We start from the raw sequence: 23,908 nt of genomic DNA on the forward strand, positions 1-23,908 counted from the left end.
CTCAGGGCAGATTTCATAGAAATACGAGGAAAACCGTCGAAAGCTTTTCGTTCCTTACTGCGCGCAGTAACTGGCATTCACGCCCGGTCTCAGACCTCTTCCGGGTCTTCCAGTTCCACGCTCAAGGCGCGCAACTCGGTCGTATGCGCATGCTGCGTGCGGCCAGCACGCAGGTTTTCGGCTGAGATCGTTTCAACCAGATTGCCGCCCTGCATGACACCGATCATCGGGCAAAGATGGGCCACCACCGCCAGATTATGGCTGACCATGACATAGGTAAGGTTTCTCGACTTTTGCAGAGCAGACAGCAGGTTCAAGACTTCGGCCTGCACGGACACGTCCAGCGCGCTGGTCGGTTCATCGAGCAGCAGAACCTCGGGCTCGGCCATCAGCGCGCGGGCGATGGCCACGCGCTGGCGCTGGCCACCCGACAATTGATGCGGAAAGCGAAAGCGGACGGTGGACGGGAGAGCGACTTCGGCCAAAGCACGCAGAATGCGCGTCTCGATGTCGCCAATCCCATGTACCAGCAGCGGTTCGCTCAAGGCGCGGTCGATCGTCTGGCCCGGGTGCAGCGAGCCGTAAGGGTCCTGAAAGACCATTTGCACGCGGCGAAAGAAGGCGCGGCCGCGTTTGGGCATCAATGCAACGCCGTCGATTTCCATGCGCCCGGTCCAGTCGGCATTCAATCCGGAGACCGCGCGGAGAATAGTCGATTTGCCCGAACCGCTTTCCCCCACCATGCCGAAACTGCCACCGCGTGGTACGCTGAAGGATACGCCCTTGACGACGTCCTGCGTGCCGAAGCGCACGCGCAGGTTTTCCACGGCGATCATGCTGGCCGTCATTGCGGCGCGCTCCAGGCCGGGTCGCGCTTCAAGACAGAAAGCTGCGGTTTCGGCTTCACCAGGGACGGCAGGCATTCCAGCAGGCCACGGGTATAGGGGTGTTTGGCGCGATGCAGATCGGCCGCCTTTACCTCCTCCACAACTCGCCCGGCATACATCACCAGCACGCGGTCGCAGAAATGGCTGACGAGCGGCAGGTCATGACTGATCAGCATCAGCCCCATGCCGCGCTTTGCCACCAGATCCTCGATCAGCCGCAGGATATCCGCCTGCACGGTCGCATCCAGCGCGCTGGTCGGCTCATCCGCAATCAGCAGTTCGGGGTCCGGCGCCAGCATCATGGCGATCATGACCCGCTGGCCCATGCCGCCCGAGAGTTCATGCGGATAAAGCCCGGCGACCCTGGCCGGGTCGCGAATGCGCACCTGCGCCAGCAAATCGATAGCGGCCTTGGTGGCTTGGCGCCGGCTGCCACCCTTATGCGCACGCCAGGCTTCCGCGATCTGCGCGCCCGCCGTCATCACCGGATTGAGCGAGTATTTTGGATCCTGCATGATAAGCCCGGCCCGCTTTCCGCGAATACGCCGCAATGCGCCTTCCCGGGCTGACAGCACGTCTATCCCGTCGAATTCCAGCTTGTCCGCCGTCACGGTGGCGCTACCCGGCAAAAGCCGCAGGATGGAACGGGCGGTGAGCGACTTGCCTGATCCGCTCTCCCCCACGATGCCCAGCTTCTCTTGGCCGACGGTGAGGGAGACGCCGCGCACGGCCTCGCTCACACCCTGCGGCGTGCGAAAGCCCACCCGCAGATTATCCATGCGCACCAGCATCAGCGCTGCCTCGGGTCAAGCACGTCGCGCAAGCCGTCACCCAGGAGATTGAACGCGAGCGACGCGACGAAAATGGCAATGCCAGGGATGGCCGGCACCCACCATTGCGCAAGGATGAAGGCGCGGGAGGTCGCGATCATAGTGCCCCATTCGGGCATTGGCGGCTGCGCGCCCATGCCAAGGAAACCAAGCCCCGCCGCCGTCAGAATGATGCCGCTCATGGAGAGCGTCATGCGGACGATCATACTCGACAGGCAAAGCGGAATGATGTGATGCAGAACGATGCGTGTGCCGGAAGCGCCTGTCAGCCGCGCGGCCGCGATAAAATCGCTATGCCGTATCGTCAGCGTATCCGCCCGCGCCTGGCGCGCGTAAGGCGGCCAGGCTGTCAGCGCGATGGCGATGACGGCACTGGTAATGCCGGGCTTCAAGGCGGAGACGAAGGCAAGCGCCAGGATCAACTGCGGCACGGCCAGGAAAACGTCGGTCACGCGCATCAGCACGCGGTCCGCCCAGCCGCCGGCATAGCCCGCAACGCTGCCGACCAGCAGCCCGATGGGGGCCACCAGAATAACCACGGCCACCACCATGCCGAGCGTCACGCGCCCGCCATAGAGCAGGCGCGAAAACAGATCGCGGCCCAGTTCATCCGTGCCCAGCCAATGTTGGGCCGAGGGCGGCGCCAACCGCATGGCGAGATTCTGCGCACCAGGGTTTTGCGGCGCCAGCAAGGGGGCGAAAACCGCGCCCAGGATGAGAATGACGGCGACCGTCAGGCCGAACATGGCAAGGCCGTTCGTTCGGAATTGCAGCCAGCGGCGATAGCGCCGCCCCCAGGCCGCTTGGCGCCGCGATGACGGCGCATCCGTCAGCAGCCAATCACGCGTGCTACTCATCGCACCCTCGGGTCGAACAGCCGATAGGCGAGATCGGCAAGCATATTGAGGCCAACATAGACGGCACCGATAACCAAAGTGGCGCCCAGCACGGCATTCATATCGGCATTCAGCAGTGAAACCGTCAGATACTGGCCGATGCCCGGCCAGGAAAAGATCACTTCGGTCAGCACCGCCCCTTCCAGCAGACCGGCATAGGCAAGCGCCAGAACCGTGATCAGCGGCACCGCGATATTGCCGAAACCATGCCGCCATAGGATGCGCGTGCCGGAGAGGCCTTTGGCCCGGGCGGTTACGATATATTCGCCGCCCAAGGCATCCAGCATGAAGGCGCGTGTCATCCGCGTGATGGTGGAGAGACTGAAAAAGGCGAGGACTAGGGCCGGCAAAGCCAGATGCGCCAGTGCATCCGAGGTCGCATCCCAATCGCCGTTCAGCGCCGCATCCACCACCAGCATACCGGTGACGCGCGGCACCGTGCCGTCGAACAGCACATCCTGCTGGCCGGTACCGGGCGCCCAGCCGAGTTTGACATAGAAGACCAGCAGCGCGACCAGCCCCAGCACGAAAACCGGCACCGATTGGCCACCCAAGCTGATGACGCGCACGAGTTGATCGAAGCGCGACCCCTGCCTGGCGGCCGCCAGCACGCCCAGCGGAATGCCGATCAGCATGGCGATGATGATGGCGGTGGTCGCCAGTTCAACGGTCGCCGGAAAATACTGCGCGATATCCTGGGTGACAGGGTGACTGCTCATCACCGACCGTCCCAGATCGCCATGCAGCAGATGCTGGACATAGATCAGGAACTGGACGGGCAAAGGCTTGTCCAGCCCCAGTTGAAGCCTTGCCGCCGCCACGACGTCTGGCGGCGCATGGTCCCCCACGATCGCGATCGTAGGGTCGATCGGCACCACGCGCCCGATCATGAAGGTGACCACAGCCAACCCGAACAGCGTGACCAGCACGCTGCTCAGGGTCTCAGACAGGCTTTTAATACGACGCAAGGTTCTAGCTCTTGGTAATGCCCTTATAGCTGGTGAAGTCCGGCAGCGCGCCGAGCGACAGGCCATTCACGCCGGTGCGGAGCGTCGCGACATCGTTCTTCTGCAACACGAAGGCGAAGGGCGCGATATCCCAGAAGCGGTGCTGCATATCCGCGTAGATGGCCATGCGCTTGGCATTATCCGTTTCCTTGGATGCAGCCAGTACATCCGCGCTCAGCGTCTTGTCCGCGAAATGACTGCGCCAGGCCGGGACGCGGACCTTGCTGGCATCCGTATCGTCAGGGTCGTAGCAGAAACCCTGCGCGTTCGAGTTCGGATCGAAATAGTCCGGGAACCATTCCAGCAGGGCCAGCTGATGGGTGCGGGCGCGCGTCTTGGTGATGACCTGCTTTTCTTCTCCGGGCACCAGCGTCAGCTTGATGCCGATCCCCGCCAGATCCGCCTGGATAGCCTGGGCGATATCCGAATAGGGCGCGTGGGAGATGTAATCCATGGTCACCGAAAAACCGCCCGAGAGGCCGGCCTGGGCCATCAAAGCCTTCGCCTTGGTGACGTCCTTCTTGAACGGTGTCTCGTTCAGCGTGCCAGGCAGACCCTTCGGCAGGAATGACTGAGAGACGCCCCAGGTATCGGGGGTGATGTTCTGGGCAATCGCATCATAGCCGAGCGCCCATTTGATGGCCTGCCGCACTTCGGGCTTGGCCAGCTGCGGCACCGCTTCGTTCATGGCGATATACATCTGAGCCGCCTGATTGGCGGAAATGAGATGAAGCGCCTTGTCACCCGATATGGACTTCAGCTGATCCGATGTCAGGTCACGCGCGATATCGACATCCCCTTTTTGCACCAGCAGAAGCTGGGCCGAGGGATCCGCGACATGACGGATGGCGACACGCTTCATCTGCGGCGCCGGCGTGAAATGCGGGTTAATGTTCAGGATGATATGGTCGCTCGCGACCCAAGAGACGAGGCTGTAAGGACCGCTGCCGGCGCTATTCGTCTTTAGCCAAGCATTGCCGAAATCGCCGTTCGTGGCATGGGCCTCGGCGACCGCCTTTTCCACGATGCCGCCGACATTGGCCGAGAGGCAGTAGAGAAGAAAGCTGGTCGCCTGCAAAGCCGGCAGCTTGACGACGAGTGTATGGGCGTCGGTCGCCGTGATCAGGCTGTCGACATTGTCCGGCGTGAAGCCGAACTGGCCGATGACAAAGGCAGGCGCCTTGTTGAGCTTGATGACGCGTTGCAGGGAATAAGCGGCATCCTCAGCCGTCACGGCTTTGCCGGACGCAAAGAGCTTGTCCGATTTGAGGTGGAAGGTGACGGTCAGGCCATCCGGCGAGACATCCCATGACTGCGCAAGGTCGCCCACCAGCTTGCTCGGGTCCGCCGTATCCGGGACGATGAGCTTGCTGTAGCAATTCGCATCCACCTCGTTATCGGTGAACTCATAGGATTCGGCCGGGTCGAGGCTGACCATGTCGTCGATCTGCTTCGCCATCACGACCATGTTTTTGGGGGTCTTGGCCCAGGCGGAAGCCGCCCCAGGGGGCATTAGCCCGATAGCCGCGGCCGTCCCGGCCGTGGTTGTCAGCATTGTCCGACGCGTCAGCATAGGTCTTTCTCCGCCAGCAGTTCGGCTTAGCCATAACAGCTATGTGACAGTGCGGTCGAGGGGGAGAATCCAGGCGATTGGCCGGTTTTTGCTGTGCGCATTGGCCAACGGGCCCGCTGGAGCAGCCCTGCGTCCATGCAGACGGTTCGGCTGCACCTCACCCAAATGGCTGAGGCCGAATGATTTTACCCTGATCACAATCGCTATCCACCCGCCAAAGATGCCGTGTTAGGGCTAACGCCGGTGACGGAAGGGCGACTATTATTGCCGGTGATGGACGGAAGGGTGGGCATGTCGACGCGTCCGAAGGTCAGCGTCCTGATCGTAACCTACAATCAGAGGCAATGGATCGCTCAGGCCATCGATAGCGCGCTCGCGCAGCACGTCGACTTCGCCATGGAGATCGTCATCGGCGACGATTTCTCGTCCGATGGCACCCGAGAGATCGTCGAGTCCTATGCCGCGCTCCATCCCGGCGTCATCCGCCTCAATCTCCAGGGCCGCCGGCCCGACGGTGTCCCGGGTCGCGTCAATCAGGTAACCACGCTGGAGGCCTGCCGTGGCGAGTTCATCGCATTCCTGGACGGCGACGACTTCTGGACGGACCCTGGCAAACTTGCCCATCAGGTGGAACTTCTGGAGGCGAACCCCGATGTCGTCGGTGCCGCCCATGATGCTCTGATTTCGTTCGAAGACGGATCCACCGACGATGGATTGCGCTTCTCGGACCTTGCTTTCGAGGACCATGGTGGCGCTCCCAGAGTTGGCCTGCGTGACATTATTGTCTCACCCCCCTTTCAGACGTCGACGTGGATGGTGCGTTCAGCTTGCGTGGGTCCGCTGCCGGATTGGTACAAGGACATTCCGGCCGCCGATTGGGGGCTTTTCGCCATCGCAGCGCAGCATGGTGACATGCTTGTCGAGACCGCGGCGCGCTCGGTCTACCGCAAGCACGGAGGCTCGATCCTCGCGCAATTGATCGATGCCCGCGCCTCCGAACGAAATCGTTGGCACCGAAAGAGCTTCCGCATGATCGCGGAAGCCTTCTCGGACGCGGAGCGCACGGCAAGGTGGCGACTGGTCGATGCTCGGTCGAGGCTGAACGAAGCGGTTGACCAGCGATGGCTTTTGACGGCCTGCGTCGTCTTCGCGGTACTGTTCACCGCATACGACCGCAAGCGTCTCATCGGCATGATCGCGAGGCCCGGATTGCTTGCCGGAAGAATCGGATCGACACTCCGGAGATCGCTGCGGTCTAAGGCCGTGTAGCGCAGGCGGAGGCTTATCACTCCGGAAAGGCGTTTTCGTCGACTTTAAAAGGCGAAGCCGATGCTTCGCCTTTTTTCGTAGCGCACGATCAGTCGGCGGCCATCGATGCCCAAGGCCATTGGGTGATCGCCGATTGTGTTTCGATCAGGGCCGTGAGTTCGCGGCGGACGACGGTCACAACCTCTTCCAGTTCCGCGTCCGTCATGGTGTCGAACATCGGAAGGCTGATGACGCGGCTGGCGACATCATTGGTCACCGGCAGTTCGCCGAAAATCGCGTGATTCGCGAAATAGCGCTGCTGCGCCACATGCGGGCTAAAATAAGCAGCATTGCCGATGCCTGCAGCCGTCAGCGCAGCCTGAAACTCGCTCCGGCGCGGACCAAAGCCTTCCGGCAGCAGCCCGACGCCGAACTGATGGGCCTGACGGCCCAACCTGCGCGGTTGAAAGGTCAATTCCGGAAACGCCTCGCGGTAGCGCGCCATGATCTGAGACCGGCGCAGCATGGTGCCGTCGAACCGCTTGAGCTGCTGCTGGCACAGCAAGGCGCCAACTTCACTCAACTTGCCGTTCAATCCTGGCATTGTCGCCGCGCGGGCTTCGCCGAAGCCGAAATTGCACATCTGCCGCAATTCGTCGATGCGCGCCTGGTCACCGCTGTAAACGATGCCCGCCTCTCCGGTCGAGAAGGCTTTGGTCGCATGCATGGAATAGACGATGGTACCACTGAAGCCGGTCCCGAAGCCACGGCCGTCCGAGGAGACTGTCCCGAGAGAGGCCGCCGCATCGACGACTACCGGAACCTTGTGCTGGGCCATCAAGCGCTCGTAACGGGTGAGATCGATATCGAAGCCGAATGTCGCATAAGGCACGACAACCGCGATTTTGTCGCCATATTCGGACAGAAGCCGTTCTTCGTCACGCGGGCAGGCGGCCCATGTTGCCGGATCAATGTCACAGAATAGCGGCGTCAGGCCGCACCACAGCGCGGCTTGCGCGGCAGCGGCGAAAGTGAAGGACGGCATCAAGGCATAGCGTGTGGTCGTCGGCCGGTCGCCGATGGCCTGCTGGATCGCGAGAATCAGACCGATCGTGGCATTGCACGCTGTCATGGCGTGGCCGACACCCGAAAAGACCTGATCGATCATGTCCTGCTCGAAGGCCGAGTTCACCGGCCCGAAATTGCTGAACATCCGGCGATCTTCGATTTCGCGCAGTTCCGCGGCCAGTTCACTCAACCGCGGCGGATTGGGACGAATGAAAGCGACTGACATGACTAACCGTACAGGGCTGGGGTGGAATGAAAGATTTCGCGCTTCGAAGCCGCCGCAGCGACTGCAGGCAGACCAATCTCGATCTTGTCTGTTTCCGTGCGGGACGCTTTCAGCACGGCATTCACGATCAAAGTGCCGACATCATGTTGCCAGAGCCAAAGGCCATTGGCCTGCCCCCGGAAGCTCGCTTCGCCGCCCAGCGATCCACGCGGCACGAAGCCGGCGGCCAGGCCGATACCAAAGACATTCGGTATCGCTTGCCCTTCGCTATCCATGACGCGGCAAGCGCTATCAACCATCGGGTGCTGCGGGCCAAGCTGCGAGTGCAGGGTGATCGGCACGCCCACTTCGTCAAAGAAAGGGAGGCCGCGGGGCCGATATCCCATCGCAGCGATCACGATATCCGCATCGTCCATGATCTGGGCGGCGTGTCTCTCATCCGCGCCGATCTGCTGCAAGCGCAAACGCGCTTCGACCGGCCGTCCACCAATGCCACGCGCCTGCATGACCAGCTCCCGGGAATCCAGCCGGAAACCCGCGAAGCGGAAAACACGGCCACTGATCTGGCACACGTCGTCCTCTGTCCATTCGGTGTAACCCTCGGCCAGCGCCTGCTCCCGATCGGGGTAGTAGATGCGCAGCGGACGGCGATGCAGAAGCGTAATGCCGGCTTCGCCGAAAGCTACGTTCGGCAGCCGATGCAAAAGCGCGTGCGCTACCGCAGCAGCACTTGTCGACCCGCCGATGATAGCCAGACGGGGATTAGCCTTTTTGCTGAGGATGTCGCCGATACGCTGCAATCCTTCCGGTGTCAGCACCTCACCCGATTGCATGAGGCGCGCACCGCATCGCTCGACCAGGCTTTTGCCATCAAACTGTTCCCGCGCCATGCGCGGCAGAGGCTGATGTGCGCCGGAAGCGACGATCAGCTGGCGAGCAAATATCTTGCGCGTCGTGCCGGCCTCAAGATCGCTGATCTCGACCATCCAGCCATCGTCACACCGCCGGGCAGACTGCGCCTTGTGACGCGTGAGGACGGCGCTGGCCGGATAGGCCTCAGCCATACGTTCGATCGCGGCCCCGACCAGTCCCAAAAAGCGGCCAGCCTCGCGCAAAGGCACAGGACCATGTCCGGCTGCCGCCAAATTTCTGGTCAATTCGTGGCTTTGCAGCCGCGTCAGCTCCGTCGGATGGGCGCTGTCGAGGCAATCCACAAAGGTGCCGCCGCCGCTATCGGAGTTAATCGCATAATTGCCGATCTCCCCCTTGCCCAGGCTGGCTGCGCTTTCCACGATCGCGATGCCCATCGAGAGGAGGTTATCCAGCTGGTCAGCCTTGTGGGCAGCAAGAAGCGTTGCAACACCACCCGGCCCGCCGCCGATAATCACCAGTTCAAAACGCTGCACTGAGGAGGCCATGCTACTATCCTGATTGCGGCGGCACCAAGCCTGACCACGAACCACCAATGCGGAACTGCCGACATCCGGATGATTACTAAGCCAAAGTGAGATGACGTGACTTTTCTTCGGGCTGTTGTGGGACCAGAAGAATCTTGTGATTCTCAATCTAGATAGAGACTAACCCGATTTCTGCCTGGACTTTATGGCGAGGTACTAAAGGCAATTAGTTTCGTGCATTTGGGTTAGACGTTTTCCTATTTATGGGTACACCTCTTGATCTAAACGCCAAGCAGCCGCCCTCTCCGTGCGCGGCCGCAGTGTCATGGATCAGAGCCAGCTTGCGATTTTTCGCAATGCTAGTCTAATGATATTGGGGATCGCAAAAGCCACCCCGACATCGGGAGGATTTTTTGCCAGATCAAATAAAATCTATTTTTCGGCTGTGCCGCTGGGCTTTTCGGAACAGGCTCAGTCGTTAGCACCTTCGGCGGCACTGAAAATGCCATCCGGATGAACCCGCATAAATCTTATGATTTGCGTAGGCAGATCTATCTACCAAAAGGGGTAGTCTGTCCCGACCTTAGCGCTTAGGGAGACCGGCAAGTTTTGCCTTTGTCTCTGCCAGGTTTGCTCACGCGCGGAGAAATACACCCGCCGAGGCGGTAAAAGTCCGATGCTGGCTTACCCCAATGGGCGGGGTCGTACGCAAGGCCAGCAGTCCGGGCACCAGCGGGAGGTCAGAGCGGTGCCCGGTATGAGTGTAACGGATGGGAGGTCGCATCCTACCGCACATCAAACATTACGGCAAAGCCTAATCTGCGGCTTGACTTGGGAGCCGAGCATGCGCCGGCAATTGCCTTTGCACGAAGTACGCGGGCTCTCGCCTTTGGCGGATCAATGCCGGCAATAGCTCGGCCCAGGCAGACAGGACGCCCCTATAAGGCGGCGGGCAGTCCTGCCTGATCAGCCTATGCAACTGCGGCAGGCGGTAGAACGGCACCATGGGGAACATGTGATGCTCGATATGATAATTCATATTCGCGTATAGGAAGGCAAAGACAGGGTTCATGATCACCGTACGCGTATTAAGCCGATGATCGAAGACATCCTCATCCAGGCCCGCATGCTGGGTCAGGTTGAAAACCTGGCAGAGGACGCCGCCGTAGAAACGCGGAAGTATGACGAACATGGCAGGCAGAATGCTGTGCGCCGCGACGCAGATGACGGCGACCGCCAGAATAATGGCCAAATAGGCGCGGGACGCCCAGATGACGGCACGACGCTGGCCATCCGGCACAAAATACTTGCCGTCTTCTGTCAGATTACCGGTTGCGTTCTGCAATAGCCGCCCGACCTGAACGTAGCCGTCATGCAAAAAGAAGAAGTCGAGAAACTGAGCCCAGACGTTCGGCGGACGCGGCGCCGCGATCTCGGGATCCTTTCCCACCAGCAGCGTATGCGTATGATGGCGACTATGGCTCCAACGGTAATAGAAGCCCTCGCGTAGCGTGATGAAGGCGCAGAGATGATAGAACATCTCATTGATCCAGCGCGTGCGGAATCCCGTGCCATGCGACAATTCATGATGACGATGATCGGCCACCGCATAGAGCGTGCCGTAGATGAAAAAGGTGGGAATTGCCCACCATGTCCCCCAGGCGAAAAAAGCAGTCATGCCCGCCACGGCCAGCAGCGCCAGCCACAGCGCGAAGAAGCGCAAAGCCGGCCCATCGGACCGGCGCATCAGCTCTTTCAGCTGCTTTCGGCTGACCGGGCAGGCATACCATAGGGTTCCAACCGCGTGACCCAGATCACCGTCGGCATTTGCCGTCGCCATGCCAGCCGTTTCGTCCCGCAGGCGATAGTTTTTCCACACATGTTTCATTCTGCGTCTTCCTCCGTTGCCTGCCTTTACGCCCAGGCCGCTTGCCGTCAGAGGAAATCGCGGTATTTTCTGTCAAACCCGTCAAAGAAGCGGCCGGAAAATGAAAGAATCTCGCAAATCGGGGGCTCGGACGCGTATCACCGACCTGGCCGAAGCCGCCGGTGTCAGCGTGTCCACCGTTGATCGCGTCATCAACGGCCGCAACCCGGTACGGCAGCCGACGGCCGAAAAGGTCATGCAGGCCGCGGAATCCCTCGGCTTTCGCGGCGCCCCTGTCATTGCCCGACGCTGGTCTCGGGAAAAACCGGCCCTTCGCTTCGGCTTCCTGCTGCTGCAAAAGCATCGCAGCTTCTATCAGGCGCTGGCGCGGGATATACAAATAGCGGCGCAGGCTTCGACAGCGGCCCGCATTTCCGTGCGGATTTTCTATGCCGAGAACCTCGCGCCGACCGCCGTTGCCGCCCAGATCAAATCGCTGGGCGCGGAGGTCGACGCCATCGCCATCGTCGCCGCCAACCATCCCCTTATCTCGGCGGCGCTGGAAGCGCTGACCCTCAAGGGTGTCGCGGTCTTCGCCCTGATTTCGGATATCAGCACCGCTGCCCGCATCGGCTATGTCGGCCTCGACAATCACGCCGTGGGCCGGACCGCCGGCTGGTTCATCTCTCAGATGGCGCGGGAATCCGGCAAGGTCGCGGTGCTGGTCGGAACCCACCGTTTCCGCTGCCAGGATCTCAACGAAAGCGGCTTCCGATCCTATCTCCGGGAACATGCGACGCAATTCGAGGTCATCGAACCCGGCGCGACACTGGAAGACGCCAATGTCGCGGCAGAACTCGTCCGGCATCTGTTGCAAAGGCACCCAGACTTGCGTGGTCTTTATATCGCGGGCGGCGGCATCGGCGGCGCATTGACCGCGCTGCGCGAATGCCCACGGGCGAAATCCATCGCCACTATCGGCAATGACCGCACCAGCGCTGCCCATCAGGGCTTGCTCGACGGGCATATTCGCCTACTGCTATCGCATCCTCTGCCCGCTCTCTGCGCCGCCTTGATCGCGCGCATGACGGATGCCGCGCAGGGCAATCCGGATGCCTTGGCGCCCTGCTATCTGGACCTTCAAATCGAGACGCCGGAAAGCCTCCGCTAGCAATTTTCCATCGTATGCAGCGTGAAGGCGATTTCGCTGGGAATCGGGAGATCCGTGCCACGACCCAGGCGGCTGAGCATGAGGTCAATCGCCCGCCGCGCCTGCAATTCTGGCGCCTGGTCGATCGTAACCGTCATCAACCCGTCCCGCAGAAGCACCGCGCTCTCATCCGTCAATTCATGGCCGACGAAGATGGGCAGCGCCGGCCGCTGCCAATCGCGAAGGGCATTGCCCACGCCGGCGCTACCGCCACCTGTGTTATAGACGGCAACAAGGTCCGGCCGTTCCCGCAATGCCTGCATGACATGGTGATAGCTGCGTTCCGGGTCGTCCCCTGTCGTCAGGACCGGGGCCACGGCGATGGCAGGCGCATGCCGCGCCAACCCGCGCCGAAATCCATCGATCCGCTGCTTATGGGCACGAAAACCCGTGCTGGTGGACAGGATAACGGCCGTTCCCGCGCCGCGCGCCATCCGCGCCACGAAAAAGGCCGCCGTGCCGCCGGCTTTGGTATGATCGATCCCGACATAGGCCGCGCGCGGCGAGTCTGGGACATCCGTCACCACGCAGATCACCGGGCGCCCAGCGGCTTCCGAGGCCGCAATGGCCGCGACATTGGCGGGATGCTCCTCGCAATAGACGATGATGCCGTCCGCCCGGCAGTTCACAATCCGCTGCGCCACGCGCGCCGGGTCGGTCATGTCGATGCTGGTGCGGATAACGGTGACGGAGCGATCAAGCGTCGCGGCCACCTGCCCCATGGCGGCACCAAGCCGCCGCATGAAGGGCGTGGTGGCACGCGCCAGCATCACTTCGATACGCAGGGCACGCGCATGCGGCACCGGCAGAATGCGGCGCAGCCCGAGTTCTCGCGCGGCATCCAGCACCCGCTGCTCGGTCTTGGGCGATACGCTGCCACGCTCATTCAGCACGCGATCGACCGTCGCAATGCCGACGCCCGCGCGCTTTGCCACATCCTCCAGCCCATGACGGATCTTGCGCCGCTCCATCCTATCTCCCCCCAAAGCCACTTGTGGGCCTTGCGGCGAAGCCTAGCGGATTGATGGAAAACCATCAAAACCTTCCGCCGGTGGGTCAGCTTGCCTGGGCTATAGCGGCTGAAAGCCTGACAAGGGCGGAGGGAACTGATGACAATCGCATCGCGTGACTACAGCCTGACCGGAACGGAGACGCATCTCGCGGCCGAACGGGGCCTGGCCTCGGCCGACTGGTATGCCCATCCCATTCCTCGCAAGCAGATGAAGGACTTGATGCGCCGCAAGGACGGCCCGGCGCTACGCGATACCGCCATTTGGCTCGGGCTGATGCTGGTCTGCGCGGGATTCGGCATTCATTTCTGGGGCAGTTGGCTCGCAGTGCCCTTCTTCATCGTCTACGGCGTGCTCTACGGCTCGGCATCGGACTCGCGCTGGCATGAATGCGGTCATGGCACCGCCTTCAAGACGGCCTGGATGAACGATGTTGTTTACAACATTGCCTGTTTCATGATCATGCGGGAACCGACGGTCTGGCGCTGGAGCCATACGCGGCATCACACGGATACCATCATCGTGGGCCGCGACCCTGAGATTTCGGTCAAGCGTCCGCCCGATATCGCGGGCATCTTGCTCAATCTCTTCGCTTTGAAATCCTCCTATTTCGCAATCAGGAAGCTGGCGCTCCATGCCAGCGGACGCCTGACGGATGAGGAAAAGACCTTCATCCCTGAGATGGAACAGAAGAAGGTATACGGAATAGCGCGGATCTATCTCGCCATACTGTTCGGCGTCGCCGCTTTATCCCTTGCGCTGCACAGTTGGATACCGGCCATGCTGATCGGCCTGCCGACGTTGTACGGCGGCTATCTGACCGTCATCTATGGTGTTACGCAGCATGCCGGATTGTCTGAAGACGTGCTGGACCACCGGCTGAACAGCCGCACAGTCTATATGAACCCGATTTCCCGTTTCCTTTACTGGAACATGAACTATCACGTCGAGCACCATATGTTTCCCATGGTGCCCTATCATGCACTACCTGCCTTGCATGATGTCATTAAGGACGAGTGCCCGGAGCCTTATCCCAGCATTGTCGCCGCCTATGCCGAAATCATCCCGGCATTGCTGAAACAACGCAGTGATCCGTATTACTTCGTTCGGCGCGAACTGCCGAGCAAGACAAGAATGACGGACTCCGTTAGTCTCGTCCAAACCGCCTAACCAAAACCAAAAAGACGACGGGAAAAGATCATGGCACAATGGATCAATGCCTGCGGGGCAGATGATATCGACGAGGAGGATGTCATCCGCTTCGACCATGCGGGGCAGAGTTTTGCGGTCTACCGGCTGGAGGATGACACATTTTGCGCCACCGGCGGCTTCTGCACGCATGAGAATGTGCATCTGGCCGACGGGCTGGTCATGGGCCGCATCATCGAATGCCCCAAGCATAACGGCCGCTTCGATATTCCCACCGGCAAGGCCAAAGGCGCTCCGGCCTGCATCGACCTCAAAACCTTCCCCGTGAAGATCGAGGACGGTCGCGTCTTCATCGACCTCGGCTGAGGGCAGCGCATCATGTCGTCGGCGTCAGATCCAGGCATTGTCATTATCGGCGCGGGAGAGGCCGGCACCCGCGCCGCTCTCACCCTGAGAGAAAGGCATTATACAGGTTCCGTCACGCTGATCGGCGCGGAAACGCATCTGCCCTACGAACGGCCGCCTTTGTCCAAAGCCGCGCAGACGGCGCTTGACCACCCATCGCCTGCCCTTATCGGCGGTGCCGACCGCCTTGCCGACTTGGGAATCACCTATCGCACAGGTGTCATGGTAACAGGGATCGATCGCGCGGCGCAAACGGTCAGCGTGCAGGACGGCCTGTCACTGCCCTATGCCCAGTTGCTGTTGGCGACCGGAGCGAAGCCGCGCACCCTGGCCCTGCCCGGCGCGACGGCTGACAATGTTCTCTATCTGCGCACCTTTGTGGATGCTCTGGCGCTGCGAAACAGGCTTGCACACGGCATCCGTCTTGTTGTCATCGGGGGCGGTTTTATCGGCCTGGAAGTGGCGGCCAGCGCTCTGGAACGCGGTTGCGCGGTCACTGTGGTAGAAATGGCACCGCGCATTCTGGGCCGCGCCGTGCCGGCTGAGATCGCAGCGCGTGTCGCTGCGCATCATCGGGCCGCCGGTATCACCATCATCGAAGGCATCGGCCTGACGGCAATCGCGGCAAGACCACAGGGCAGCACCGTTGTGCTGGCGGACGGCACGGTTCTGGAAGCCGATGCCATCATCGCCGGGATTGGCGCCATTCCCGAAACCGCTTTAGCCGAAGCCGCCGGTCTCACCATTGAAAACGGCATCCGTGTCGACGGCCGCCTGGCAACCGATGACCCTGCGATCTTCGCGGCGGGCGATTGCTGTTCCTTCCCACATCCGGTCTTTGGCGGCAGGCGATTGCGGCTGGAAGCCTGGCGCAACGCGCAGGATCAGGGACGGCATGCCGCCGGCTCCATGCTGGGCGACAGGGCCGCGTTCGCGACCGTGCCCTGGTTCTGGTCCGATCAGCATGGTGATACGTTGCAGATCGCGGGCCTGCCGGATGAGGGTGACCAGACCGTGACGCGGGATCTGGGCGGGATGCCCTTTCTGTTCCATCTCAAAGGCGGGCGGCTGGTCGGCGCCAGTGCCTTTGGTCCCATCGGCAAGGTCGCGAAAGATATCCGTCTGGCCGAGATGCTGATCGACGCGAAGTGCCACCCGGACCCGGCGGCGCTGGCGGACCCGGCCGTCAAACTCAAGGCGCTGCTGCCGACCCGCGCGACGGCCGCTTGAGAGTGCAAAAGCTCCTCGTTTTCCAGTCGCTTTGGGGCATGCAGCGCCTGCGCGGGCAGGCGAATGAGCCAAGCCTCGCAGAGAAAATCGCGCGCATCGCGGCGGCCGGCTTCGACGGCGTGACCGATCATTTCTACGACCGCGATCAGGTCGCGCCGCTTGCGGCGCTGCTGCGGCAGCATGGGCTGGCGATCGAAGGCCAGGCCTTTCCGCGCGATGTTGCGGGGCTTGAACCGGCACTCGCCATGGCGGCTGAATTCGGCTGCCACCACATCACCGTCCAACCCCTGGTCTGCCCGATGACAGTGGCGGAGTGTCTGCCCATCCTTGAAGGCTGGCAGCGCCTGGCTGAGAAGGCCGGCGTCGCCGTCTATATTGAAACCCATCGCGGCCGCATGACGAACGATCTGCCGTTTACGCTGCACTTGCTCGACGCTTTCCCTCATCTGCTCCTGACGGCTGATCTCTCCCATTACGTGACGGCGCGGGAGATGGAATTGCCGCTGCCGGATGAAACCGAAGCCCAGATATCGCGAATTCTAACCCATGCCTGGGCTTTTCACGGCCGCGTCGCCGGCTCTCACCAGGTACAGTTGCCGCTAGGCTTTCCTGCGCATCAGCCTTGGGTCGCCACGTTCGCGCGCTGGTGGCAGCAAGGTTTTGCGAATTGGCGGCAGCGCGCGGCCCCCGACGCCACACTCTCCTTCACCTGCGAGCTTGGGCCGGCCCCCTATGCCATGACCGGGCCGGACGGGCAGGATCTGACGGACCGTTGGGACGAGGCCTTGCTGCTGAAAGATAAAGCCCGCGCGCTTTGGGCGGGCCTTTGCCCCTAATGCGGAACGACAAGACATAGGTGTCTCGCCCGGGTCAGGGGCTCAGCCGAAATAGCTGTGCGCCACCGTCATTGCGGTAGGGGGCCAGTTCACGCAGGGTCTTGCAAAAATTCACTCGGCCGCTGCGGATGCCGCATGTCTTACTTTCGGCTGATTGGCCAGCAAACTCACGGCCCTTAGGCTGCCCACTGACCAATAGGCAGTGGGAAAATCATGTCCAGCTTGACGAACTCCCGCGATTCCAGCCTTCGCGAGCGCGCGCGCAAGGTCGTGCCGGGCGGTATGTGGGGCCATATGAATGCGGTGGCCTTGCCCGAGGGCTATCCGCAATTCTTCGCGCGCGGCGCGGGCAGCCGGCTGTGGGATGTCGACGGCCACGAATATGTGGATTTCATGTGCAGTTGGGGGCCGATTATTCTCGGCCATCACCATCCGGAAGTCGATGCCGCCGCCCGCCGACAGTGGGAGCAGGGCGACTGCCTCAACGGCCCCAACGAGGCGATGGTAGAGCTGGCCGAAACCCTGGTCGGGATCGTGCCGCATGCCGACTGGGCGCAGTTCCAGAAGAACGGGACGGATGCGACGACGACGGCGGTCACCATCGCCCGCGCCGGCACGCAGCGCCGCAAGATTCTGGTTGCCAAGGGCGCCTATCATGGCGCGGTGCCTTGGTGCTCGCCCTCTCTGGTCGGCGTTACGACCGAGGATCGCGCCCATATCCTGACCTATACCTATAACGATGCGGCAAGCCTGGAACAGGCCGTAGCCCTGGCCGGCGACGATCTGGCGGGCATCATCGTCAGCGCCTTCCAGCACGATTACGGACATGACCAGCATCTGCCGGATGTGGCCTTCGCTCAGGCCGCACGCGCTATCTGCGACCGGACCGGGGCAGCGCTGATCGTCGACGATGTCCGCGCCGGCTTTCGCCTTAATCTCGGCGGCAGCTGGGAAAATGTCGGGGTCCGCCCCGATCTTTCGGCCTGGAGCAAGGCGATTGCCAATGGCTTCACACTGGCCGCCGTCACCGGCAACGACCGCTTTCGCGATGCCACATCATCGATCTTCACCACGGGCTCCTTCTGGTGCTCGGCCATGTCAATGGCGGCGGCGGTCGCGACTCTGACGGTGCTGCGGCGGGATGACGGCGTCGGCCATATGACGCGGCTGGGCCAGGCGCTGCGCGACGGACTGGCAGGCTTGAGCCGGCAATACAGCATGCCGATCCGCCAGACCGGCCCGGTGCAAATGCCGATGGTGCTGTTCGAGGATGATGCCGATCACCGCAAGGGTTTCGCCTTCTGCGCCGCCGCCGTGCAGCAGGGCGTCTACTTCCACCCGCTGCACAATATGTTCCTCTCGACCGCGCATACGCCCGAGGATATCGCCCGCGCGCTTGACGCGGCGGAGCATGGCTTCAAGGCGGCCCGTGCGGTCGCCCCGGCTCACGACTGACGCCTAAGCCTAAAGCCCGCAACGATCGCAACACATGGAGTCTTCGATGATGGCGACTGGAAATCTCTGGCGGCGCGGCCTGTTCTCTGCGGCCTCCCTGATGATCATGGCGGCGAGCGGTGCGCTTGCGACCGCCGGCACTGCACAGGCAGCCGATAGCGAGATCGTGGTCGCGCGCGCCATGGACCTCAACTCCCTCGACCCGGCGCGGGCTTATTGCGATACCTGCCAGATCTATCTCTCGGCGGTCTATGATACATTGCTGACACTGGCGCCGGACAATAAGACAATCGTCCCGGATCTGGCGACAAGCTGGGAGGTCAGCCCCGATGTTACGACATTCACCTTCCACCTCAACCCAGCCGCGACCTTTTCGGACGGCACGCCGGTAACGGCGACGGATGTCCAATGGTCGATGGAGCGGTTGAAGAACATCAAGGGCGGTGCTGCCTATTTGATGGATAGCCTGAAATCCATCGACATCAAAGACCCGCATACTCTGGTCGTTACCACTAAGACTCCGAATTCCGAATTCCTCGGCATTCTGTCGGCGACCTATGTCGGGATCATCAACAGCAAATTGGCCATGGCGCATGGTGCCAATGACGATGACAATGCATCGACGACCGACACGGCCGATACCTGGTTTCTGTCGCATTCCGCCGGCAGCGGTGCCTTCACGCTGCAAAGCTACAAGGCGGATGACGCGCTGCGTCTGAAGCGGAACGCCGGCTATTGGGGCAAGAAGGCCCAGGTCAGCGGCGTCATCATCAAACAGACCGCGGATGCGGTGACGCAGGCGCAGATGTTGCAGTCGGGAGCCGCCGATATCGCGATGCAGATCGATCCCGATACTGCCAAGACGATCCATGATCCGAACATCGTCTTCCAGACCGTGCCGTCATACAACTACGTTTATGCCGCCTTCAGCCCCATCGCCAAGGGTTCGCCGGTGCCGCTGACCCATGACGTGCGTGAGGCCATTGCGCTCGCCATCGACTATAAGGGCGCGATCGATTTCACGGTCGGGGGCGCCGGCAATCTGCAGCCTTCCGCTATCCCCAACGGTTTTCCCGGCACCGCCGACCTGCCGGCGCCGGTGACGGATGTCGCCAAGGCCAAGGCGCTTCTGGCCAAGGCCGGCTATCCCAACGGTTTCAAGATCGGCCTGGAATTCCCGGCCATGGATGTCTACGGCATCGATATTTCATTGCTGGCCCAGAAGCTGCAACAGGATTTGGCCAAGATCAACGTGAGCCTGACGCTGAAGCCCGAGACCTTCAATGTCTGGGTCGGGGATATCGACAAACCCGGCGTGCCCTTCACCATCGGCTTCTTCGCGCCCGACTATTTCGGAAGCGCGCAATATGCCCAGTATTTCGGCATGATGGCCGGAATGCCCTGGGGCACCCGCGCCGGCGTCGGCACCACGCCGGGTCTGGACGGCGCGGCCGAACTCGTGGCCTTCAACAAGGCACTGGCGGCCGGCCCTTCGGCCCAGGAAGCCGCCTATCAGGCGATCGGCCTGCAGATGATTGCGGATAAGATCATCCTGCCCATCGTCAGCCCCGACCTCGTTCTGGCCTATGCCAAGGATATCGGTGGCATGCGCTACAGCGCCTGCTGCAATCTGCCGCTGGCCGAGATCGTGAAGCACTAAGGGCGCAGACCGGCGATGCTCAGGATCCTTCTCAAACGGCTCGTTCTCATGCCGTTCCTCATTCTGGGCATCGTCACGGCAACCTTCGTGCTGGCGCAATTCACCAAGGGCAATCCGCTGATTTCGATCATCGGCGCCCGCGCGCTCGACAATCCCGATATCGTGGCAGCGGCCAAAGCGCGCTGGGGTTTGGATAAATCCTTGCCCGAGCGCTATCTGATCTATGTCGACAATCTGGCTCATGGCAACCTTGGCACCTCCTTCCGGACCAAGCAGCCGGTGTTGCAGGATTTGGCGGACCGCCTGCCCGCGACTTTGGAACTGGTCATCTGCGCCATGATCGTGGGCGCTGTCACAGGCATTCTGCTTGGCGTCATCTCCGCCCAGTTCCGCGACACGCCGGCCGATCACGCGGCAAGGCTGTTTGCGCTGCTCGGCTCCTGCATACCGATGTTCTGGCTGGGGCTTCTCGCCCTGTTCGTCTTTTCGGTGCAGACGCATCTGCTGCCGGGCCCGGGCCGTCTGGATATCCGGTCCGATCCGCCCAATACCGTGACGGGCTTCATGCTGATCGACACGCTGCTGGCCGGCGACTGGGACGGCTTCGTCGATGCCGTCCGGCATCTCATTCTGCCGTCGCTCGTGCTCGGCTGGTCGGTCACCGGCATCGTCGCCCGCATGGTCCGTGCCAGCATGCTGGACGTGCTGGGGCAGGATTTCGTCACCATGGCGCGCGCCAAAGGCGCGGGCGAAGGGCGAGTGCTGTTCAACCATGCCTTGCGCAATGCCTTGATCCCGGCATTGACCATTCTCGGCTTCACCTTCGCCTATCTCATCACCGGTTCCGTCCTGGTGGAGACGATCTTTTCCTGGCCCGGCATCGGCTCCTATGCCGTGGACGCCGCAAGGTCGCTGGACTACCCGGCCATTACCGGCGTCACCATCGTCGGCGGGTTAGGCTTCCTGATCGCCAATCTGCTGACCGATATCGCCTATGCGGCGGTCGATCCGCGCATGCGGTCGGCGGCCTGACGCCGATGTCCGCTCATACCATCCTTGCCATCGGCCCCGGCCGCCGCCTGTACAGCCGTTTCGCAAACCGGTTGAGCTGGCGCTCAGCCCCCGTCATTCTGGGCGCGGTCATTATCCTGGGCGCCATCATCATCGCGATCAGCATTCCCTGGTGGTCGCCCTACGATCCGATCGCGCTGGCCGGACGCCGGCTGCAACCGCCAAGCTGGGGTCACTGGTGCGGCACCGACGCGCTGGGGCGCGATGTTCTTGTCCGCACGCTGTACGGCACGCGCTACTCGCTGACCATCGCGGCCCTGGTTCTGGCGGCCGGTGTCAGTATCGGCAGTCTGGTGGGCGCGGTCGCCGGCTTCATCGGTGGGTTGCTGGACAGCACGCTGATGCGCCTTGCCGATATCACGCTATCCTTTCCGCCGATCCTGCTGGCGATGGCGATTGCCGCCTCCCTCGGGCCGGGACTTGTCCATACGGCCATTGCGCTCATCATCGTCTGGTGGCCGATCTATGCGCGGCTGATGCGGGCGCAGGTGCTGAACGTCAAAGGTCTGGACCATGTCGATGCGGCCGTGGTGGCCGGCGCCCTGCCCAGCCGTATTTTGTTCAAACATATCGTGCCGCTGTGCTGGAGCCCGATTCTGGTCAATATGACCATGGATGTCGGGCAGGTGATCCTGCTGGCCAGCGGTCTGAGCTTCATCGGTCTGGGCGCGCAGCCGCCGACGCCGGAATGGGGCCAGATGATCGCCGAGGGTGCCAGCAGCTTCTATTCCTGGTGGATCGCCATGGGACCGGGTCTGGCCATCTTTCTCGTCTCGCTCTCCTTCAATTTTCTGGGCGACGGTCTGCGTGACCTGTTCGATCCCCGCTCGCGAGCCTCGACATGACGGACGCACGCAGCAATATCCTCGACGTGCGCGGCTTGCGCATCGCGATCCCAGGCCGGGACGGCGAGCGGGTCGCGGTCTCGAATGTTGATTTCGAGGTCGCGCGCGGCGAGGTGCTTGGTCTGGTCGGCGAATCCGGCTCCGGCAAAAGCTTGTCCATGCTGGCGGTGATGGGCCTGCTGCCGCGCAATATGCAGGTCACCGGCTCCGTGCGTTTCGATGGACAGGAACTGCTCGGCCTGCCTGCCCGCCAGATGCGGTCCATTCGTGGCGGCCGGATCGCCATGGTCTTTCAGGACCCGATGACGGCGCTGAACCCCGTCATGACGGTGGGCGCGCAGATTGCAGAGGCAATCCGGCTGCACAATCCATCGCTGTCGCGACGGGCGTTGCGGGCGCGGGCGGTTGGGCTGCTGGAACTGGTTTCCATCCCCATGCCGGAGCAGCGCTTCGACCAATATCCGCATGAATTCTCGGGCGGTATGCGCCAGCGCGTGGTGATTGCCATCGCCGTCGCCAATGACCCGGAGCTTCTGATTGCGGATGAGCCGACAACAGCATTGGACGTCACCATCCAGGCGCAGATCGTCGAAATTTTCGACCGTCTTCGGCGGGAGAAGGGGCTTGCGATCGTATTGATCACACATGACCTCGGCCTCGTCGCCGGTCTCGCCGACCGCATCACCATCCTCTATTCCGGTCGGGTGGCCGAGCGCGGCGCGATCGAGGCTGTCTTCCGCCGCCCCAGGCATCCCTATACGGCCGGGCTTCTGGCGGCGGTGCCGTCCATCGACAGCACCAGCGAGCGGCTGCATGCGATCGACGGCACGCCGCCGTCCCTGGCCGCGCGACCGTCCGGCTGCCAGTTTCATCCGCGCTGCGCCTTCGCCCTGCCTGTTTGTGCCGAGCGCGATCCGGATTTCCAGTGGTTCGGCCAGTCCATGGCCGCCTGCCACCGCGCGGCCGAGGCGCTGCCTATGGCAGGGGGTGATGATGGACGCTGATGTCACGTGGGCAAGCCCGCCGCCGTTACTGAAGGTAGACGGGGTGCGGGTCGATTTCCCGGTCACCAAGGGTCTGCTGTTTCAGCGCAAGGTCGGCAGCATCAGCGCGGTCGCGGGCGTCTCCTTCGAACTCGCTGCCGGCGAGACGCTGAGCCTTGTCGGCGAATCCGGTTGCGGCAAATCGACTCTGGCCCGCGCCGTGCTGCGGCTGGGCACCCCCAGCACAGGGCAGATCCTGTTCAAGGGCCAGGATCTGTCCCGATTGTCGCCGGCCGAGATGCGGCCATACCGCCAGCATCTGCAACTGGTGTTTCAGAACCCCTATGCCTGTCTGCATCCCCGCATGACGGCGCGGGACATCATCGCCGAGCCTTTGCGGATGCTGGGTCTGGATCGGCGCGCGCAGGACGCGCGGGTGGCCGAGGCGATGGCCCGTGTGCAACTGCTCCCCGAGCAGGCCGGGCGCTACCCTTTCGCCTTCTCCGGCGGCCAGCGCCAGCGCATCGGCATTGCAAGGGCGCTGGCCGTCAACCCCGATATCGTGGTGCTGGACGAACCTGTTTCGGCGCTGGATGTCTCGGTTCAGGCGGGCGTGCTTAATCTGCTCAAGGATTTGCAGGCCAGGCATGGCCTCGCCTATCTCTTCATCGCACATAACCTGTCGGTCGTGCGCCATATCTCGGACCGTGTCGCGGTGATGTATCTGGGCAAGATCGTCGAGACGGCACCGCGCGACCGGCTGTATCGCAAGCCGGCGCATCCTTACACCGAGGCGCTGCTGTCGGCCGCCCCTGTGCCGGACCCGGTGCGGGAGCGGCAAAGGCAGCGCATCGTACTGCGGGGAGAGATCCCCAGCCCGTCCAACCGCCCGAGCGGCTGCGGCTTTCGCACGCGCTGCCCGAAAGCGACCCAAACCTGCGCGGATATGGAACCGCCTTTGCTGCCTATGGCCGACGGCCATCTCGCCGCTTGCCATTATCCGACGCGGTAAGCCAGCCTACCCGATTTTGGTATGATACCTGCATGGCGAATTG

The 23,908-nt window shown here is 62.3% G+C and carries 22 protein-coding genes; 13 read left to right on the forward strand and 9 right to left on the reverse strand.

Going from position 1 to position 23,908, the window contains the following annotated elements:
* Positions 1-89 precede the first annotated feature (89 nt).
* From ASILVAE211_RS21110 to ASILVAE211_RS21130, 5 genes are read right to left on the reverse strand one after another with little or no spacing between them, the layout of a single operon-like run.
* Entirely contained in the window at positions 90-848 is a 759-nt protein-coding gene (locus tag ASILVAE211_RS21110) for an ABC transporter ATP-binding protein (protein WP_227323346.1), read from the reverse strand.
* Positions 845-1,678: an ABC transporter ATP-binding protein gene (locus ASILVAE211_RS21115; protein WP_227323347.1), complete on the reverse strand. Its 834-nt coding sequence runs from the start codon at positions 1,676-1,678 to the stop codon at positions 845-847. Before ASILVAE211_RS21115 ends, ASILVAE211_RS21110 begins: the two co-directional genes overlap by 4 nt.
* The gene (locus tag ASILVAE211_RS21120) at positions 1,678-2,574 is read right to left on the reverse strand and encodes an ABC transporter permease (RefSeq protein WP_227323348.1); all 897 of its coding nucleotides are present in this window, start codon (positions 2,572-2,574) and stop codon (positions 1,678-1,680) included. The genes ASILVAE211_RS21115 and ASILVAE211_RS21120 overlap by 1 nt, the downstream gene beginning before the upstream one ends.
* The gene (locus ASILVAE211_RS21125; protein ID WP_227323349.1) at positions 2,571-3,581 is read right to left on the reverse strand and encodes an ABC transporter permease; all 1,011 of its coding nucleotides are present in this window, start codon (positions 3,579-3,581) and stop codon (positions 2,571-2,573) included. Before ASILVAE211_RS21125 ends, ASILVAE211_RS21120 begins: the two co-directional genes overlap by 4 nt.
* Before the next feature lie 4 nt (positions 3,582-3,585).
* Positions 3,586-5,193 carry an ABC transporter substrate-binding protein gene (locus ASILVAE211_RS21130; RefSeq protein ID WP_227323350.1) on the reverse strand — a complete coding sequence of 536 codons (1,608 nt, stop codon included), beginning with the start codon at positions 5,191-5,193 and terminating at the stop codon, positions 3,586-3,588.
* Between the two features lie 291 nt (positions 5,194-5,484).
* On the opposite strand from ASILVAE211_RS21130, the gene ASILVAE211_RS21135 reads away from it, so the two are divergent.
* Positions 5,485-6,462 (forward strand): glycosyltransferase family 2 protein, encoded by a 978-nt coding sequence (locus ASILVAE211_RS21135; protein ID WP_227323351.1) that lies wholly within the window; start codon positions 5,485-5,487, stop codon positions 6,460-6,462.
* Between the two features lie 88 nt (positions 6,463-6,550).
* Here ASILVAE211_RS21135 and ASILVAE211_RS21140 read toward each other — a convergent pair whose 3' ends face one another.
* Both ASILVAE211_RS21140 and ASILVAE211_RS21145 read right to left on the reverse strand, forming a co-directional pair.
* Positions 6,551-7,735: a DegT/DnrJ/EryC1/StrS family aminotransferase gene (locus ASILVAE211_RS21140; protein WP_227323352.1), complete on the reverse strand. Its 1,185-nt coding sequence runs from the start codon at positions 7,733-7,735 to the stop codon at positions 6,551-6,553.
* Between the two features lie 2 nt (positions 7,736-7,737).
* Entirely contained in the window at positions 7,738-9,153 is a 1,416-nt protein-coding gene (locus tag ASILVAE211_RS21145; protein WP_227323353.1) for an FAD-dependent oxidoreductase, read from the reverse strand.
* Between the two features lie 304 nt (positions 9,154-9,457).
* Here ASILVAE211_RS21145 and ASILVAE211_RS21150 point away from each other — a divergent pair, with 304 nt between their 5' ends.
* Positions 9,458-9,649, forward strand: coding sequence for a hypothetical protein (locus ASILVAE211_RS21150; protein ID WP_227323354.1), 192 nt, complete (start codon positions 9,458-9,460; stop codon positions 9,647-9,649).
* Between the two features lie 297 nt (positions 9,650-9,946).
* On the opposite strand, the gene ASILVAE211_RS21155 is transcribed toward ASILVAE211_RS21150, so the two are convergent.
* Entirely contained in the window at positions 9,947-11,020 is a 1,074-nt protein-coding gene (locus tag ASILVAE211_RS21155; protein ID WP_227323355.1) for a fatty acid desaturase, read from the reverse strand.
* 100 nt (positions 11,021-11,120) lie between these two features.
* On the opposite strand from ASILVAE211_RS21155, the gene ASILVAE211_RS21160 reads away from it, so the two are divergent.
* Entirely contained in the window at positions 11,121-12,170 is a 1,050-nt protein-coding gene (locus ASILVAE211_RS21160; RefSeq protein WP_227323356.1) for a LacI family DNA-binding transcriptional regulator, read from the forward strand.
* Here the strand turns inward: ASILVAE211_RS21160 and ASILVAE211_RS21165 are convergent.
* Positions 12,167-13,180: a LacI family DNA-binding transcriptional regulator gene (locus ASILVAE211_RS21165; protein ID WP_227323357.1), complete on the reverse strand. Its 1,014-nt coding sequence runs from the start codon at positions 13,178-13,180 to the stop codon at positions 12,167-12,169. The two genes, ASILVAE211_RS21160 and ASILVAE211_RS21165, sit on opposite strands and share 4 nt — an antisense overlap.
* A 138-nt stretch (positions 13,181-13,318) precedes the next feature.
* Here ASILVAE211_RS21165 and ASILVAE211_RS21170 point away from each other — a divergent pair, with 138 nt between their 5' ends.
* The 10 genes from ASILVAE211_RS21170 (at position 13,319) to ASILVAE211_RS21215 (ending at position 23,865) form a co-directional block, all read left to right on the forward strand.
* A complete protein-coding gene (locus ASILVAE211_RS21170; protein WP_227323358.1) occupies positions 13,319-14,389 on the forward strand; it encodes a fatty acid desaturase family protein in 1,071 nt (356 codons plus the stop codon).
* Between the two features lie 30 nt (positions 14,390-14,419).
* A complete protein-coding gene (locus ASILVAE211_RS21175) occupies positions 14,420-14,734 on the forward strand; it encodes a MocE family 2Fe-2S type ferredoxin (RefSeq protein WP_227323359.1) in 315 nt (104 codons plus the stop codon).
* A gap of 12 nt (positions 14,735-14,746) precedes the next feature.
* Entirely contained in the window at positions 14,747-16,003 is a 1,257-nt protein-coding gene (locus ASILVAE211_RS21180; protein WP_227323360.1) for an NAD(P)/FAD-dependent oxidoreductase, read from the forward strand.
* A gap of 2 nt (positions 16,004-16,005) precedes the next feature.
* Positions 16,006-16,839 (forward strand): sugar phosphate isomerase/epimerase family protein, encoded by an 834-nt coding sequence (locus ASILVAE211_RS21185; protein ID WP_227323361.1) that lies wholly within the window; start codon positions 16,006-16,008, stop codon positions 16,837-16,839.
* A 213-nt stretch (positions 16,840-17,052) separates the two neighbouring features.
* On the forward strand, positions 17,053-18,294 hold the full coding sequence (locus ASILVAE211_RS21190) for an aminotransferase class III-fold pyridoxal phosphate-dependent enzyme (RefSeq protein ID WP_227323362.1): 1,242 nt from the start codon (positions 17,053-17,055) through the stop codon (positions 18,292-18,294).
* A gap of 46 nt (positions 18,295-18,340) precedes the next feature.
* Positions 18,341-19,954 (forward strand): ABC transporter substrate-binding protein, encoded by a 1,614-nt coding sequence (locus ASILVAE211_RS21195; RefSeq protein WP_227323363.1) that lies wholly within the window; start codon positions 18,341-18,343, stop codon positions 19,952-19,954.
* 15 nt (positions 19,955-19,969) lie between these two features.
* The gene (locus tag ASILVAE211_RS21200; protein ID WP_227323364.1) at positions 19,970-20,986 is read left to right on the forward strand and encodes an ABC transporter permease; all 1,017 of its coding nucleotides are present in this window, start codon (positions 19,970-19,972) and stop codon (positions 20,984-20,986) included.
* A 5-nt stretch (positions 20,987-20,991) separates the two neighbouring features.
* A complete protein-coding gene (locus tag ASILVAE211_RS21205) occupies positions 20,992-21,870 on the forward strand; it encodes an ABC transporter permease (protein ID WP_227323365.1) in 879 nt (292 codons plus the stop codon).
* Positions 21,867-22,874 (forward strand): ABC transporter ATP-binding protein, encoded by a 1,008-nt coding sequence (locus ASILVAE211_RS21210; RefSeq protein WP_227323366.1) that lies wholly within the window; start codon positions 21,867-21,869, stop codon positions 22,872-22,874. The genes ASILVAE211_RS21205 and ASILVAE211_RS21210 overlap by 4 nt, the downstream gene beginning before the upstream one ends.
* Positions 22,861-23,865: an ABC transporter ATP-binding protein gene (locus ASILVAE211_RS21215; RefSeq protein ID WP_227323367.1), complete on the forward strand. Its 1,005-nt coding sequence runs from the start codon at positions 22,861-22,863 to the stop codon at positions 23,863-23,865. Before ASILVAE211_RS21210 ends, ASILVAE211_RS21215 begins: the two co-directional genes overlap by 14 nt.
* Positions 23,866-23,908: the final 43 nt, after the last annotated feature.

The sequence above is a fragment of the Acidisoma silvae genome, assembly GCF_020618775.1.
In the GTDB taxonomy this organism is placed as follows: domain Bacteria; phylum Pseudomonadota; class Alphaproteobacteria; order Acetobacterales; family Acetobacteraceae; genus Acidisoma; species Acidisoma silvae.

Excerpts from the sequence above, each read along its gene's own strand:
- ASILVAE211_RS21110 (WP_227323346.1), bottom strand. The coding sequence starts at position 848 with ATGACGGCCAGCATGATCGCCGTGGAAAACCTGCGCGTGCGCTTCGGC.
- ASILVAE211_RS21115 (WP_227323347.1), bottom strand. The coding sequence starts at position 1,678 with ATGCTGGTGCGCATGGATAATCTGCGGGTGGGCTTTCGCACGCCGCAG.
- ASILVAE211_RS21120 (WP_227323348.1), bottom strand. The coding sequence starts at position 2,574 with ATGAGTAGCACGCGTGATTGGCTGCTGACGGATGCGCCGTCATCGCGG.
- ASILVAE211_RS21130 (WP_227323350.1), bottom strand. The coding sequence starts at position 5,193 with ATGCTGACGCGTCGGACAATGCTGACAACCACGGCCGGGACGGCCGCG.
- ASILVAE211_RS21135 (WP_227323351.1), top strand. The coding sequence starts at position 5,485 with ATGTCGACGCGTCCGAAGGTCAGCGTCCTGATCGTAACCTACAATCAG.
- ASILVAE211_RS21140 (WP_227323352.1), bottom strand. The coding sequence starts at position 7,735 with ATGTCAGTCGCTTTCATTCGTCCCAATCCGCCGCGGTTGAGTGAACTG.
- ASILVAE211_RS21145 (WP_227323353.1), bottom strand. The coding sequence starts at position 9,153 with ATGGCCTCCTCAGTGCAGCGTTTTGAACTGGTGATTATCGGCGGCGGG.
- ASILVAE211_RS21150 (WP_227323354.1), top strand. The coding sequence starts at position 9,458 with ATGGATCAGAGCCAGCTTGCGATTTTTCGCAATGCTAGTCTAATGATA.
- ASILVAE211_RS21155 (WP_227323355.1), bottom strand. The coding sequence starts at position 11,020 with ATGAAACATGTGTGGAAAAACTATCGCCTGCGGGACGAAACGGCTGGC.
- ASILVAE211_RS21160 (WP_227323356.1), top strand. The coding sequence starts at position 11,121 with ATGAAAGAATCTCGCAAATCGGGGGCTCGGACGCGTATCACCGACCTG.
- ASILVAE211_RS21165 (WP_227323357.1), bottom strand. The coding sequence starts at position 13,180 with ATGGAGCGGCGCAAGATCCGTCATGGGCTGGAGGATGTGGCAAAGCGC.
- ASILVAE211_RS21170 (WP_227323358.1), top strand. The coding sequence starts at position 13,319 with ATGACAATCGCATCGCGTGACTACAGCCTGACCGGAACGGAGACGCAT.
- ASILVAE211_RS21175 (WP_227323359.1), top strand. The coding sequence starts at position 14,420 with ATGGCACAATGGATCAATGCCTGCGGGGCAGATGATATCGACGAGGAG.
- ASILVAE211_RS21180 (WP_227323360.1), top strand. The coding sequence starts at position 14,747 with ATGTCGTCGGCGTCAGATCCAGGCATTGTCATTATCGGCGCGGGAGAG.
- ASILVAE211_RS21190 (WP_227323362.1), top strand. The coding sequence starts at position 17,053 with ATGTCCAGCTTGACGAACTCCCGCGATTCCAGCCTTCGCGAGCGCGCG.
- ASILVAE211_RS21195 (WP_227323363.1), top strand. The coding sequence starts at position 18,341 with ATGATGGCGACTGGAAATCTCTGGCGGCGCGGCCTGTTCTCTGCGGCC.
- ASILVAE211_RS21200 (WP_227323364.1), top strand. The coding sequence starts at position 19,970 with ATGCTCAGGATCCTTCTCAAACGGCTCGTTCTCATGCCGTTCCTCATT.
- ASILVAE211_RS21205 (WP_227323365.1), top strand. The coding sequence starts at position 20,992 with ATGTCCGCTCATACCATCCTTGCCATCGGCCCCGGCCGCCGCCTGTAC.
- ASILVAE211_RS21210 (WP_227323366.1), top strand. The coding sequence starts at position 21,867 with ATGACGGACGCACGCAGCAATATCCTCGACGTGCGCGGCTTGCGCATC.
- ASILVAE211_RS21215 (WP_227323367.1), top strand. The coding sequence starts at position 22,861 with ATGATGGACGCTGATGTCACGTGGGCAAGCCCGCCGCCGTTACTGAAG.